The organism is Idiomarina sp. 29L (genome assembly GCF_004123135.1).
Lineage (GTDB): Bacteria > Pseudomonadota > Gammaproteobacteria > Enterobacterales > Alteromonadaceae > Idiomarina.
In genome coordinates, this window is the sequence record NZ_SDJS01000001.1 from 597,347 (window position 1) to 610,863 (window position 13,517).

At 47.0% G+C, this 13,517-nt stretch carries 13 protein-coding genes; 4 read left to right on the plus strand and 9 right to left on the minus strand.

The features are described 5' to 3' along the window. Positions 1-22 precede the first annotated feature (22 nt). Entirely contained in the window at positions 23-832 is an 810-nt protein-coding gene (locus EST55_RS02930; protein ID WP_129496437.1) for a pyruvate, water dikinase regulatory protein, read from the plus strand. Positions 833-852: 20 nt separating this feature from the next. Here EST55_RS02930 and EST55_RS02935 read toward each other — a convergent pair whose 3' ends face one another. From EST55_RS02935 to bioB, 7 genes are all read right to left on the minus strand, one after another. Further along, positions 853-1,650, minus strand: coding sequence for a DUF1338 domain-containing protein (locus EST55_RS02935; RefSeq protein ID WP_129496438.1), 798 nt, complete (start codon positions 1,648-1,650; stop codon positions 853-855). A 39-nt stretch (positions 1,651-1,689) separates the two neighbouring features. After that, a complete protein-coding gene (locus tag EST55_RS02940; protein WP_100692089.1) occupies positions 1,690-3,048 on the minus strand; it encodes a 3-deoxy-7-phosphoheptulonate synthase class II in 1,359 nt (452 codons plus the stop codon). Between the two features lie 71 nt (positions 3,049-3,119). Further along, positions 3,120-3,977 carry a protease HtpX gene (gene htpX, locus EST55_RS02945; protein WP_088768147.1) on the minus strand — a complete coding sequence of 286 codons (858 nt, stop codon included), beginning with the start codon at positions 3,975-3,977 and terminating at the stop codon, positions 3,120-3,122. Positions 3,978-4,034: 57 nt separating this feature from the next. After that, a complete protein-coding gene (gene bioD, locus EST55_RS02950; RefSeq protein ID WP_129496439.1) occupies positions 4,035-4,709 on the minus strand; it encodes a dethiobiotin synthase in 675 nt (224 codons plus the stop codon). 18 nt (positions 4,710-4,727) lie between these two features. After that, the gene (locus tag EST55_RS02955) at positions 4,728-5,507 is read right to left on the minus strand and encodes a methyltransferase domain-containing protein (RefSeq protein WP_129496440.1); all 780 of its coding nucleotides are present in this window, start codon (positions 5,505-5,507) and stop codon (positions 4,728-4,730) included. Continuing rightward, complete coding sequence (locus EST55_RS02960; protein ID WP_129496441.1) at positions 5,504-6,640, minus strand: 8-amino-7-oxononanoate synthase; 1,137 nt, start codon at positions 6,638-6,640, stop codon at positions 5,504-5,506. Before EST55_RS02960 ends, EST55_RS02955 begins: the two co-directional genes overlap by 4 nt. 11 nt (positions 6,641-6,651) lie before the next feature. Continuing rightward, positions 6,652-7,689 (minus strand): biotin synthase BioB, encoded by a 1,038-nt coding sequence (gene bioB, locus EST55_RS02965; RefSeq protein ID WP_129496442.1) that lies wholly within the window; start codon positions 7,687-7,689, stop codon positions 6,652-6,654. Positions 7,690-7,790: 101 nt separating this feature from the next. On the opposite strand from bioB, the gene bioA reads away from it, so the two are divergent. Beyond that, a complete protein-coding gene (bioA, locus tag EST55_RS02970) occupies positions 7,791-9,098 on the plus strand; it encodes an adenosylmethionine--8-amino-7-oxononanoate transaminase (RefSeq protein WP_129496443.1) in 1,308 nt (435 codons plus the stop codon). Here the strand turns inward: bioA and EST55_RS02975 are convergent. Further along, positions 9,080-9,439, minus strand: coding sequence for a hypothetical protein (locus EST55_RS02975; RefSeq protein ID WP_100692334.1), 360 nt, complete (start codon positions 9,437-9,439; stop codon positions 9,080-9,082). The two genes, bioA and EST55_RS02975, sit on opposite strands and share 19 nt — an antisense overlap. A gap of 106 nt (positions 9,440-9,545) precedes the next feature. Between EST55_RS02975 and asnS the strand changes: the two genes are divergently transcribed. After that, the gene (gene asnS / locus EST55_RS02980; RefSeq protein WP_129496444.1) at positions 9,546-10,946 is read left to right on the plus strand and encodes an asparagine--tRNA ligase; all 1,401 of its coding nucleotides are present in this window, start codon (positions 9,546-9,548) and stop codon (positions 10,944-10,946) included. Here the strand turns inward: asnS and EST55_RS02985 are convergent. Next, positions 10,943-11,509, minus strand: coding sequence for a nitroreductase family protein (locus EST55_RS02985; RefSeq protein ID WP_129496445.1), 567 nt, complete (start codon positions 11,507-11,509; stop codon positions 10,943-10,945). The genes asnS and EST55_RS02985 overlap by 4 nt on opposite strands. Positions 11,510-11,617: 108 nt before the next feature. On the opposite strand from EST55_RS02985, the gene sppA reads away from it, so the two are divergent. Further along, positions 11,618-13,480 (plus strand): signal peptide peptidase SppA, encoded by a 1,863-nt coding sequence (gene sppA, locus EST55_RS02990; protein WP_240665226.1) that lies wholly within the window; start codon positions 11,618-11,620, stop codon positions 13,478-13,480. Positions 13,481-13,517: the final 37 nt, after the last annotated feature.

Sequence of the window (13,517 nt, forward strand, 5' to 3'; positions counted from 1 at the left end):
TCCTTTGTAAAAGAGACTTACCGTGCGCTACGCCTTTTATATTTCTGACGGCACGGCACTGACCGCTGAGGCCTTTGGTCATGCCCTGCTCTCAATGTTTCCTGTAAAATTCGAGCATAAAACGCTGCCCTTTATTGATACACAAAAAAAAGCAGAAAATGTCTGTAAAACCATTCAAAAGGCAAAAGAAGAGAGTGGCGAGCCGCCGCTGATATTCCATACCTTCGTTAATGAAACGCTAAAGTCAAAAATAACGAATTGCGGGGGCGTTTGCTATGACTTCCTCGATCACTTTGTGGCACCGGTAGAGAAAGAGCTCAACGTTAAAGCGGAGCCGAAAACGCATCGGACTCACGGTGTTCATAAAAATTATAACTTCCGTATTGATGCAATTAACTACGCCCTTGATAACGACGACGGCAAGCGCCTTAACCAGCTTGATAAGGCGGATCTTATTTTGGTAGGCGTTTCAAGAACGGGTAAAACGCCGACCAGCCTATATTTGGCCATGCAATACGGTATTAAGGTCGCCAACTATCCGCTTACCGACGACGATGATTTTGAACGTTTGCAGTTACCCAAAGAACTTAAAATGCACAGGCATAAGATTTTTGGTCTAACGCTCAGTTCTCAGCGCCTGCATGAAATACGCAGTCAACGCAGAGAAGGCAGCCGTTATGCGTCGTTAGCACAGTGTCGTTTTGAGTTGGCTGAAGTCGAAAAACTGTATCGCCGCGAAGCGATACCTTTTATCAATTCAACCCATTATTCAGTGGAAGAAATTGCCGCGAAGATTCTTGCGAAGACCAACTTAGAACGGCACCGCTATTAGTGCCGTTCTGTTACTAACGCTTATTTTGCGTTAGTACTTTCAAAGATTTTGTCTGCAGAAGCCGCAACAAAACCAGTGTAAAGTTTACCCGGCTCAATCTCGTACCGCTTCGCGAACTCATAAAAACAGCTTGGAATACTGACCGTTTTGTCTGAGAACTCAACGTCATGACGGTCAGCCATTGTTGATGACTGCTCTAGATAAACCTCTGGCGAGCCTTTAATTTCGCCACCTGAACTATTGAGTGTAAAGCCATTGTCTTTCAGCTTCTGATTTACCTGCTCTAATGATTCGTAGCCCGGCAACTGATTAACACTCACCGTAAAGTGGTTAGCGCAGTAACCGAACGCCGACATCCATGCAGCGTATTCACTTTCTTCCAGCAGCGCCAGGTAATCGTCATGGCTAACTTTCCAATGGGTGCCTGAGTAAAGAAAGTCAGACTTTTTCGTATCGGCTTCCGATACTTGCGCCACCATGTCTTTGACTTTGGCTTGCAAATCGTCAGAAAACTCGCTTGTCATTAATTCGCTGATGAACACTTTAGGCAGCTCAGGGTCATCATGCTCAAAGTGTTTCGCACGAAGCTTTTTAGCCTCGAAATGATAATCGCCGCCTTCTTTGTAACCTAAATCCAGAAAGTGCTGAGCCAGAACTTCTAAGCCAACCGGAGCAATATCGAATGTTCTGAAGGCAACGTGATCATTAATGATCGGATGCCCTTCACCCAGTATTTTGTGAACTTTTTCTGCCGACGGCGTGCGAGATAAGTAATCTTGCCACAAATTCTCAAATAACTGCTCTACCTGCTGTGACATACAACGGTTGTCCTCTTATACGTTCAATGAAATAGAAAATTAGCCTTCGCCATTGCGCGCTGCTTTAAGCGACTCGGCCACTAAAAACGCCAATTCTAACACTTGATCGGCATTAAGTCGTGGATCGCACTGTGTACGGTAACGACTCGACAGATCTTCTTCGCTGATTTTATAAGCTCCACCTGTACATTCTGTAACGTCTTCCCCGGTCATTTCTAAATGAATGCCGCCAGGATATGTACCTTCTGACTGGTGAATGGCGAAAAACTGTCTCAACTCTTTATGAATGGCGTCGAAAGAACGTGTTTTCAAGCCATTGTCCGCTTTTATAGTGTTGCCGTGCATTGGATCGCTGGACCAAATAACGTTGCGACCTTCTTCTTTTACTCGACGTACCAGACGTGGCATATTTTCAGCCAGGTTATCTGCTCCCATACGCGTAATAAGCGTTAAGCGCCCAGCTTCGTTATCGGGATTAAGGGCATCGATTAAACGAATAAGCTCGTCTTCAGGCATTTTCGGTCCGACTTTTACGCCTATCGGGTTATTGATGCCGCGCATAAATTCGACATGCGCATGGTCTAACTGCCGCGTACGCTCCCCTATCCAAACCATATGGGCAGAACAGTCGTAAGGTAAGCCGGTTAGTGTATCTGTACGAGTTAACGCTTGCTCATATGGCAACAACAAGGCCTCATGAGAGGTAAACAGCGAAGTTTCGTGGATGGTCGCATTATTATCTGCATTGATGCCCAATACTTCCATAAAACGCAGCGCTGACTGAATTTCTTCCGCGATTTGCTGATAGCGTTCTTTCAACGGGTTTGATGCAATGAAGCTTAAGTTCCACTTATGAACCTTATGTAAGTTTGCCAAACCACCCTGTGCAAACGCCCGCAACAAATTCAACGTCGCCGCCGAATGATGATACGCCTTAAGCATACGCTCAGGATCCGGCTCTCGAGAACTCTCTGTAAACTCAGAGCCATTAATAATATCCCCGCGATAACTTGGAAGGTTAACACCGTCAACAGACTCAAAGTCACTGGAGCGTGGCTTAGCATACTGCCCCGCCATTCGCGCTACTTTGGTCACCGGACACGAACCCGCAAAGGTCATTACAATGGCCATTTGCAGAATAACTTTAAAAGTATCTCTTATTTTTGGGGCATTAAAATCGCTAAACGACTCAGCGCAGTCACCGCCTTGGAGCAGAAAACCGTTTCCCTGACAGACATCGCTTAGTTGATTTCTCAGCGCACGGATTTCTTCCGCGAACACCAACGGCGGGAACTGGCTTAGTTGCCTCTCGACATCATGCAGCTGTTGTTCGTTTTGGTAGCTGGGTTGTTGTTGAATTGGCTTATCGCGCCAGCTGCGCGCACTCCACTGTGCCATAAAGTTAACTTCCGACTTTTTCACTGTATAAGATGTACGAATGTACGGTGTCCGCCATTGAAAAGCAACGACTAACGCCGTTGCTCAAGTGCATGAATACGCTCTTCCAAAGGCGGATGACTCATAAAGAGTTTACCAATCGTTGAGCGTTTTCCCTTAATGCCGAAAGCTAACATGGTACCGTCCAGTTCTGATTCGCGGCCTTGTTGTAAGCGACGCAACGCTGCAATCATTTTCTGTTTACCCGCAATATCTGCGGAACCAGCGTCTGCTCGGAACTCACGCTGACGGGAGAACCACATCACTATCACGCTGGCGAGAATGCCAAAAACAACTTCCAGCAACATGACTAAACCGAAATACGCGAGTCCGCCACGTTGGTTATCACCGCGAGCGATGGCGCTGGCGATGATCCGCGCAAAGAACATTACAAAGGTGTTCACCACGCCCTGAATTAACGTCAGCGTGACCATGTCGCCGTTCGCAATGTGACTGACTTCGTGCGCCAACACCGCTTCGACTTCATCTGCGTTCATGCTTTGTAACAAGCCAGTGCTGACCGCAACCAGTGAATGGTTTTTGCTGCGTCCGGTGGCAAACGCATTGGGCGACGGTGACTGATATACAGCAACCTGAGGCATCGGTATGCCGGCTTTTTGCGCCTGCTGCTGAACCGTTCTTAACAGCCATTCTTCAGACTGATTCTGTGGACGCTCGATAACCCGTGCTCCAGTTGAACGAATAGCCATCCAACGGGAAATCCATAGTGAAACAAAAGCACCGCCAAAACCAAACAGCGCACAGAAAATTAACAACCCTGCAGAGCCACGAGCGTCTATACCCGTTGCCGCAATAACGATATTAAAAACAACACTAACGACCAATAAAACAGCAATGTTAGTGGCTAAAAATAGCAGGATCCTTTTCATCCTAGTCTCCGTTAAGAATGTCTACGCTAACTGATATGTAGGCGCCTCACATTAAGTTCAATGCACCAGTAAAAATTTACCGGCAAAATTTTGGCTTTGCCAGTCAGGCATATAAGGCAGTGTGGCAATTGGCTCTGATTTCAGAACCCGGATTAATGTTTTAAGGTTTTCTTCTTGTCTGGGCATTGGCGTTTCGCCGGTCTGTACGGCAACCCAGCCTGCCAGTTCACAGCCCGATGCTCGAATTGACAGAGCGCTAAGTAACGCATGATTTAAGCAGCCCAGCTTTAAACCCACCGTGAGAATAACTTTGGCGGACAGTTGCTTAACCAAATCTGGCATAAAGAAGGTGTTCGATAACGGTAACTGCCAGCCTCCGGCACCTTCTATCACCAAGACATCAGCACCAGTTTGGCGAATCTCATCAACGGTCTTTTGAAGCCTATTGATGGTGATTTCAACGCCCTTTTCGGCGGCTGCAATATGAGGCGCTATGGCTGGCTCAAACGTGTAAGGGTTTACCTGTTCATAAGGTTGTTTAATATTCGCAACCTTCATTAAGGCTAAAGCATCTGAATTTTTTAATTGCCCATCGTGCATTTCGCAGCCAGAAGCAACAGGCTTCATAACAGCCACGTTGCGACCACTGCTTACCAAGTATTGCACAAAGCCACAGGCAGCCACGGTTTTACCAGCGTCAGTATCGGTACCTGTTATAAAATAAGTGTCCATATTAACTATTATTCAACCCTACTTAACTAAAACGATGTTAATAATCTGCCATTCCAGTGGTAACCCCTGGCTTTGTCGAAAGATTTCATAGCTCTTTTCCAGATTTTGAAGCTTTGATCTCGTCATCAAACCAGACGAGCTTTCCCGTTTTACTAAGCTTGCACCAACACCTTTAATACTGCCTAGCAGTTCTCTCAAGTTATTAAAATATTGGGTATAGCTGTAGCCATGAAAACCAGCACTTGACCAAGCGTGTTTCTTAACCGCAGAGACAACATCGGTTAATAGCGAAAACTGGTTAATATGGGGGCGGCGATCGACTCTCGCCCAACTTTCCTTCAACGACGAGAAGGTACCGGGTAACAGCGTATTAACCGTCGCAACACCACCGGGCTTAAGAATACGGTAGACCTCGTTAAACGCACAACTCAAGTCATCAACCCACTGCAATGATAAATTCGCAAATGCCCAATCGGTACTTGCACTGGCTAATGGCAACTCAGCCCAGTGTCCATGCGCCCAATTCAAGCCCGGGTATAAACGACGTGCTTGTACCAGCATGGCTGGGGAAATATCAATGCCCATATAATACTGGCAGCGGCTTAGCAGTGTAGCGGTCTCAGCTGCGGGACCACAACCAATATCAACCAGTGTTCCCGTATGTTGAGGAATAGCGGGCTTAGCGCAAGCCAAGAGATCGTGCGCCGCTCTCCTTTGAATTTCATCGTGTTGAGTATAACTGATAGCGGCACGATCAAAGTGCTGCGCCACAGCTTTATCAAAATTTAGCGGTTTCATACTGCCCTATTCGATTCCAGTAGCTCATCAACCACATGCCAGAATTGACTAATGTGCGCTGACTGCATATTACTGTTCAGGCTAAAGCGAATTCTTGGTAAATGCTTAGGCACAGTGGGATAAACAATCGCTCGGCACAAATACCCCAGGCTCGTCAGCTCTCCAGCAATGCGTCGAGCTGTCTCTTCACTTTCAAAAAGCCAGGTTTGAATAGGCGTTGAGGACTCTATACACGCTAAGCCACGACGAGACATTTCCAGCTGAAACTGTTGCGCTAGCTGTGCTAAATGCTCTCGCTTCTCTCGCCCTTCATTACTGCGAATAACCGTTAGTGCGGCGCTGGCAGCGGCAGCTTGTGGGGGAGGCATGGCTGTTGAATAGATGTATTCCCGACAAAACTGAATTAACGCTTCAATGGTGTCGTTATCAGCACAGACAAACGCCCCACCAACGCCGAATGCTTTGCCAAAGGTCCCCGTCATGACGTCGATCAAGTTCAAGTTATTCGCCAGAGCGCCTTTCCCCTCTTGACCTAAAACACCAATGCCGTGCGCGTCGTCGACCATGAATGTGGCGTCAGGCTGTTGGTTTTTCAGCTCGGTTAATTGCGCAATACCGCCGTCGTCCCCGTCCATACTGAAAACCCCTTCGGTGACAATCCAGTCTTCGGGTTGCAGCATGCCAGCAATGGTTAACGGCTGACTGTGAGCATAGCGCTTAAAGCGCTGACGACTTTGCTTGATACCGTCAATTAGAGACGCATGAACAAGCTTATCTGCGTATATTTTACCGCTTTCATCTGTCAGGGTATTTAACACCCCTGTGTTTGCCGCAAAACCGGAGGAGAACAAAAGCGCAGCGGGCTTTTCCAGCCACTCACACAGCTCAGATTCAAGTCGCTGGTGCTCTCGACAATAACCACTTAATAACGGCGACCCTGTACTGCCAACTCCCCATTGATTCGCTGCATCGGTAAAGCGCTTAACAACCCCTTCATGCTGACTTAAACCGAGGTAATCGTTTTTAGAAAAGTCGACAACGACACTGACTTCTTTTGCGGCACGACAACGACGTCGACGCATTTGTGTCGACGCTCTGCGTTGCTTCAACTTCTCCTTAAGGGAGTCACGCATTGTTCTATCGCTTAGGAGGCGTCGTAGAAACGAACCGGTTGCTCTTGCTCTGCAATGGCGTCTTCAATGACAGCGGTATGCACTTCGTCATCATAACCATCGGCTTGCTCCGGTGTTATACCTAAACGCTCAAATAAACGAAGGTCAGCGTCGGCTTCCGGATTTGCAGTTGTCAGTAGCTTTTCACCATAAAATATCGAGTTAGCCCCGGCCAAAAAGCACAGCGCCTGCATCTCATCATTCATATCTTCACGGCCAGCCGATAAGCGCACATGCGATTGCGGCATGAGAATACGTGCCACGGCCACTGTACGCACAAACTCAAAGTTATCTAAGTCTTCGAGTTTAGCAAATGGCGTTCCTTCAACTTTCACCAACATATTAATCGGCACACTTTCCGGGTGCTTGGGTAAGTTAGCAAGCTGCACCAATAATGAGGCGCGATCTTTCACACTTTCTCCCATACCCACGATACCGCCGGCGCACACTTTCATACCCGCATCGCGAACATTAGCCAGCGTATCAATGCGATCCTGATAGGTGCGCGTGGTAATAATGTCACCATAGAACTCAGGCGAGGTGTCGAGGTTATGGTTGTAGTAATCAAGACCGGCTTGTTGCAGCAACTTCGCCTGTTCAGCAGACAGCATCCCCAGCGTCATGCAGCTCTCTAGCCCCAGCTCTTTAACACCTTTGATCATTTCCATAATGTAAGGCATGTCACGGTCTTTCGGGTTACGCCAGGCGGCGCCCATACAAAAACGGCTCGCTCCCTTGTCTTTGGCCGCTTGCGCCTCTTGCAATACTTTCTCAACGGCCATGAGGCGCTCTCGATCAAGCCCGGTGTGATAATGCGCACTTTGCGGACAGTATTTGCAGTCTTCTGGGCACGCGCCGGTTTTAATCGACAGAAGCGTACTGACCTGTACTTCATTCGGGCTAAAGTGTTCTCTGTGAACACTCTGGGCTTTAAACATTAGATCATTAAACGGCAATTGTAGAAGTTGTTGAACCTCGTCAACGGTCCAGTCGTTGCGGATGGCTGGCATAATAGAATCTCGTGTTTTGAACAGTTAATGTCGCATAGAATATGCGTTATCATTGCCCTGTCAATTTACACAAGAATACAAACTTTACAACTGGGTATTTTATGACCTTATCAAGTCGTTTGAATAACGAAGAATTTGATCGCCAACATTTGTGGCACCCTTATACGTCCATGAGCAACCCCTTGCCTTCCTATGAAGTAAGCTCTGCGAAAGGCGCCACCATCACATTAAAAAACGGGGAGCAACTCATAGATGGAATGTCTTCCTGGTGGGCGGTCATTCACGGTTATCGTCACCCGAGACTGGATAAGGCTGCGCACCAGCAGATTGATACCGTCAGCCACGTCATGTTCGGCGGCCTTACTCACGAACCAGCGATAAAACTGGGTCGACAGCTCGTCGACATGTTGCCAAAACCGCTGGAAAAAGTATTCATTGCTGACTCTGGCTCTATTAGCGTTGAAGTCGCCATAAAAATGGCGTTGCAGTACTGGTTGGCTCAATCACGCCCTGAAAAGTCCAAGCTGTTAACCATAAAAGGTGGTTATCATGGCGACACTTTTAAAGCCATGTCAGTGTGTGATCCGGAAAATGGCATGCACAGCTTCTTTAATAAAGCCATTGCCACCCAGATTTTTGCTGACGCTCCGGAATTAACACCCGCCGATGAATGGGATGAAGCCTCAGGTCAGCAGTTGACACTATGGTTTGAACAATTCCATAAAGAAGTAGCAGCCGTCATACTCGAACCAATTGTGCAAGGCGCCGGTGGTATGCGGTTTTATCACCCTAATTACCTGAAACTCATTCGTGCTCTTTGCGATAAATACGATGTACTGCTCATTGCCGATGAAATTGCTACCGGGTTTGGTCGTACCGGAAAGTTGTTCGCTTGCGAACATGCGGGGATCACCCCTGACATTATCTGTTTGGGTAAAGCGCTAACGGGTGGCTATATGACCCTGGCCGCAACCGTAACCACTGAAAAGGTAGCGAATACTATTGGACAAGGTCCGGCCGGTGGAGCACTAATGCACGGACCAACCTTTATGGGAAATCCATTGGCTTGCGCCGTCGCCTCAGAATCGCTCGCTATTATCAATGAAGGGAATTGGCAACAACAGGTAAAAACAATAGAAGCACAGTTGAAGGAACAACTGCTTCCGTTAAATAAGTTAAGTTCAGTACGTGATGCCAGAGTCTTTGGCGCTATTGGCGTTTTGGAAATGGAACAAACCATTGACGTTGCTGAAGCACAGCGCTTATTCATTAAGCGCGGTGTTTGGATACGTCCGTTCGGCAGACTGCTTTACATCATGCCGCCTTACATTATTAGCAAACAGGAATTGTCAGCTTTGTGCTCCGCTATGGCGGAATACGCAAGAAGCGTTCAAAAGCCGAAGAAGTAAAGCGACAAACCGCCCAGGCAGCTTAAAACGAGTATTACCAGATTCACCCAAATATGCTGTTTATGTTGCCTGAAGAGCACAAAGTTGAGTGCCAGGCTTATTAGACTAATGACCAAACCAATACACAGCGTGATCACAAACAGGTCACCCAGTGTTATATGCCAGTAATCCCGGACCGGAATACCGAAGATTTGCGTCAGTATGGTGTTACGTTCTGGCTTGGCGTAGTTAAAAACGATGGTGGCAATGACAAATATGACCCAGCCAAAAATGCATAATAAGCCAAGTACCCTTGACCAAAAGGGTACTTTTTTTAAGTCGTCTATAGAGCCCCTTTTCATAATTTTTCTCTCTGTTGACGGGGTTATACTTGAGTCTGCGCCAATCCGAGGTAACATAGCAACCTTTGATTCGCAAAATAGTGTAAATTTCGGAGAATAGAAACCCATGTCGTATGCTTCTGTAGTGGATATTCTGGAAGGCAAAATCCCGGTCGACGAAACGGTAACGGTTCGCGGTTGGGTACGTACTCGCCGTGACTCCAAAGCGGGTATTTCTTTTATTAATGTACATGACGGCTCTTGCTTTGAAGCAGTTCAAGCCGTTGTACCTGCTGAACTTCCAAACTACAGTAATGAAGTGCAAAAGCTGACAACCGGTTGTTCTGTTGCTATTACCGGCGTCGTGGTTCCATCTCAGGGCCAGGGGCAGTCATTTGAGCTGCAAGCCACTAAAGTGCATGTGTACGGCTGGGTTGAAGATCCTGACACTTACCCTATGGCGCCCAAACGCCATAGCATGGAATATTTACGCGAGTACGCTCATTTACGCCCGAGAACCAACATTACCGGCGCGGTTATGCGTGTTCGTAACACATTATCTCAGGCGATTCACCGTTTCTTTCACGAAAATGGTTATTTATGGGTTAGCACCCCTATTATTACCACTTCTGACTGTGAAGGTGCCGGAGAAATGTTCCGTGTGTCGACACTCGACCTGCTCAATGTGCCTAAAACGGACAAAGGTGATGTTGATTTTTCACAGGACTTTTTTGGTAAAGAAGCCTTTTTGACGGTATCCGGTCAGTTAAACGTTGAGTCTTATGCATGCTCACTGTCAAAGGTTTACACTTTCGGCCCGACCTTCCGCGCTGAAAACTCGAACACCAGCCGTCACTTATCTGAGTTTTGGATGGTAGAACCTGAGCTTGCCTTTGCATCACTCGATGATGTCGCTGACTTAGCGGAAGACATGCTGAAGTATGTGTTCAAAGCAGTTCTTCAGGAGCGTCCAGACGACATGGAGTTTTTCGCTAAACGCATTAATTCAGAAGCCGTTAGCCGTTTAGAAGCCATTGTGAACAGTAACTTTGTGCACATGGATTACACCGACGCTATTGAGATTTTGAAAAACTGCGGCAAGAAGTTTGAATACCCGGTTGAATGGGGCGTTGATTTACAATCTGAGCACGAACGGTATCTGGCAGAAGAGCACGTTGGGGCACCGATTATTCTGAAAAATTACCCGCGTGATATTAAAGCGTTCTACATGCGTCAAAACGAAGATGGAAAAACGGTAGCGGCAATGGACGTGCTGGCGCCTGGCATCGGAGAAATCATTGGCGGTTCTGCTCGTGAAGAGCGTTTAGATATTCTTGATAAACGTATCGAAGAGATGAACCTGCCAATGGAAGAATATGAGTTCTACCGAGACTTACGTCGTTATGGCACGGTTCCTCATGCCGGGTTCGGATTAGGTTTTGAACGTCTGGTGGCTTACGTTACCGGGGTACAAAACATTCGTGACGTTATTCCATTCCCACGCGCACCAAAAAGTGCTGAGTTTTAACTCAGCACTTTGTCTTTTGCTGACACAAAATACGGTTCAGCGTCCTTTTCAGGTTTTATTGGCGTAGGTACAGCAGGTGTGCCTACGTACAAAAAACCAACAATAGCATCGTCTTCAGCTAGTCCCAGTTGCTCTTTGACGTAGTCGTCTTCCGCAGTCCAACCGGTACGCCAGATTGCCCCAAGCCCCTGCACAAAAGCCGCTTGCTGCATGCCATGAGCAGCACAGGCAACAGTACAAAGCTGCTCTTCACGGGGTACTTTCGGATGCTCTTGATACCTTAAGCAGGCCGCTATCACCAAAGGAGCGCGGAACGGTAACTGCCCCGCTTGCTCAACAATCGTGTCAGAAAAATCATTGATACGCGCCGCCTGCTGATAGATGTCAGCCAAGATTCCACGATCCTTTCCCTGAAATTGTATAAACTCGTATGGTGCTAAGGACATGTGATCGGGCGCTCTCACCGCAGCCTTTTTTATTAGCTCTAATTGTTCGACATTCGGCCCAGGCTCTATCAGACGTGGCATTGAAGAACGCGTTGTTAATAATTCTACTGCATCCATATATCAACCTTTCTCATTATGTAACGGTTCGTTACATTCTCTGGCTAGCTTGCATAGGTCACTTTCGATATGCTTAAGACATTTCTTAAATAACAATGAGTGATAGCTATGCGTTCAGTGAGCTCAATCTTTAAATATATTTGGCGAATAATCAACGGTACCCGAAAGGTTATTATTAATTTGGTCTTCTTTATTGTTTTGGCTATTTTCCTAGCCAGCATGATAAGTGGGGATGACCCTATTGAAGTGCCTGAGAATGGTATTATGGTGCTTAACCCGCACGGCATTCTTGTTGAGGAAGAAACTTGGGTCGACCCTGTTGATAAATTCTTCTCGGAAGCGTTCGGCGGCGGCGACGAAGTGCCAGAGGTTCTGGTTGCTGATATCGTTAAAAGTATTGAGATGGCTCAAAACGATGATCGTATAGGCGCGCTTTATTTGGATCTGCAGGATCTTTACCCCAGCGGCATTAATAAACTCAATGCCGTTACAGAAGCGCTGGAAGAGTTCAGAACCTCAGGCAAGCCAATTATCAGTAATGCCGATTACTACGGGCAACACCAATACTATATTGCTGCACACGCCGACCAACTGTACCTAAACCCAATGGGTGGCGTTGTTTTTGAAGGACTCGACTACACTCAGGTCTACTTTAAAGAATTGCTCGAAAAGCTAAAAGTGAAGCCTCACGTGTTTAAAGTCGGTAAATTTAAAGCGGCCGTAGAACCGTTCATTCGCAATGACATGTCAGACGAAGCTCGTGAAGCTAATGAAACGCTGTATAACGAGCTATGGGAAGAGTTTCGTGGCAGTGTTACCGCAACGCGCAATATTAATCCGCGTCTTACCAGCGGTAAAATTGACGACTATATGGCGGCCTTCAACGAAGCTAATGGTGATATGGCTCGTATGGCGTTAGATAATAACTTAGTCGATGCATTGAAAACACGTACTGAAGTTCGTAACGAGCTCATTAACCTGGCTGGTTTAGATGAAGAAAAAGAAACCTTCAAACACATTACTTTTGATAACTATCTAACCGCACAAAAACCGCCGATGCCAGCACCAAAAGCGAAAGATAAACCAAAAGTAAGCGTTGTTGTGGCGCGCGGACAAATAGTGGATGGCTCACAAAAAGCCGGCATGATTGGTGGCGACAGCACCGCTAAGCTGATTCGCGATGCACGCACTGATGAAAATACCAAAGCCATTGTACTTCGCATTGATAGTCCGGGCGGTAGTGCGTTTGCCTCTGAAATTATTCGTCAGGAGTTGTTGCAGGCAAAAGAAGACGGTATACCTGTGGTGGCATCAATGAGCTCCGTCGCAGCGTCAGGCGGTTACTGGATTGCTGCCGATGCAGACAAGATCGTTGCCTCCCCTACGACCATTACCGGCTCTATCGGTGTATTTGGGTTATTAATGAACCTCGAGGACAGCCTGGCTGCGATTGGTATCCATAGCGACTCTGTCAGCACCACAGAAATTGAATCCATAAACCCGCTGGAAGAAATGACTGACTACCAGCAAACAATGATTCAGAAGTCCGTTGAAAACACTTACGACAACTTCTTAAGCCTGGTCGCCAATGCTCGTAATATGAGTAAAGACGACGTTCACGAGATTGCACAAGGACGTATCTGGACGGGCCGTCAAGCAATGAAGCGTGGTTTGGTTGATACGTTAGGTGACTATGACGACGCCATTAAACTGGCCGCTGAGTTAGCCGCTATTGAAGACTACGATGTGACTATTGTTAAGCAAAAGCTGTCTCCGCAAGAGCAATTTTTGGCTGAGTTATTCAGCAATAGTGCTGCAAGCGACCTGTTACCTAAAGTAAGCCGTGATAACAGCAGTGACTGGCTATTGAAGTTATTCAGTGACGTACAGTCTGAAACAGCCGTGCTGAGAAACTTCAACGATCCGAAAAACATTTACTCTTACTGTGCACTGTGTCCACAACCGCGTTAGAATAATCGACATTCGTTCATAAGAATGTCGACAGGAG

What these genes read in the sequence shown, in the direction of transcription:
- EST55_RS02935 (WP_129496438.1), bottom strand. Translation starts at nt 1,650, where the DNA reads ATGTCACAGCAGGTAGAGCAGTTATTTGAGAATTTGTGGCAAGATTAC.
- EST55_RS02940 (WP_100692089.1), bottom strand. Translation starts at nt 3,048, where the DNA reads ATGGCACAGTGGAGTGCGCGCAGCTGGCGCGATAAGCCAATTCAACAA.
- htpX (WP_088768147.1), bottom strand. Translation starts at nt 3,977, where the DNA reads ATGAAAAGGATCCTGCTATTTTTAGCCACTAACATTGCTGTTTTATTG.
- bioD (WP_129496439.1), bottom strand. Translation starts at nt 4,709, where the DNA reads ATGGACACTTATTTTATAACAGGTACCGATACTGACGCTGGTAAAACC.
- EST55_RS02955 (WP_129496440.1), bottom strand. Translation starts at nt 5,507, where the DNA reads ATGAAACCGCTAAATTTTGATAAAGCTGTGGCGCAGCACTTTGATCGT.
- EST55_RS02960 (WP_129496441.1), bottom strand. Translation starts at nt 6,640, where the DNA reads ATGCGTGACTCCCTTAAGGAGAAGTTGAAGCAACGCAGAGCGTCGACA.
- bioB (WP_129496442.1), bottom strand. Translation starts at nt 7,689, where the DNA reads ATGCCAGCCATCCGCAACGACTGGACCGTTGACGAGGTTCAACAACTT.
- bioA (WP_129496443.1), top strand. Translation starts at nt 7,791, where the DNA reads ATGACCTTATCAAGTCGTTTGAATAACGAAGAATTTGATCGCCAACAT.
- EST55_RS02975 (WP_100692334.1), bottom strand. Translation starts at nt 9,439, where the DNA reads ATGAAAAGGGGCTCTATAGACGACTTAAAAAAAGTACCCTTTTGGTCA.
- asnS (WP_129496444.1), top strand. Translation starts at nt 9,546, where the DNA reads ATGTCGTATGCTTCTGTAGTGGATATTCTGGAAGGCAAAATCCCGGTC.
- EST55_RS02985 (WP_129496445.1), bottom strand. Translation starts at nt 11,509, where the DNA reads ATGGATGCAGTAGAATTATTAACAACGCGTTCTTCAATGCCACGTCTG.
- sppA (WP_240665226.1), top strand. Translation starts at nt 11,618, where the DNA reads ATGCGTTCAGTGAGCTCAATCTTTAAATATATTTGGCGAATAATCAAC.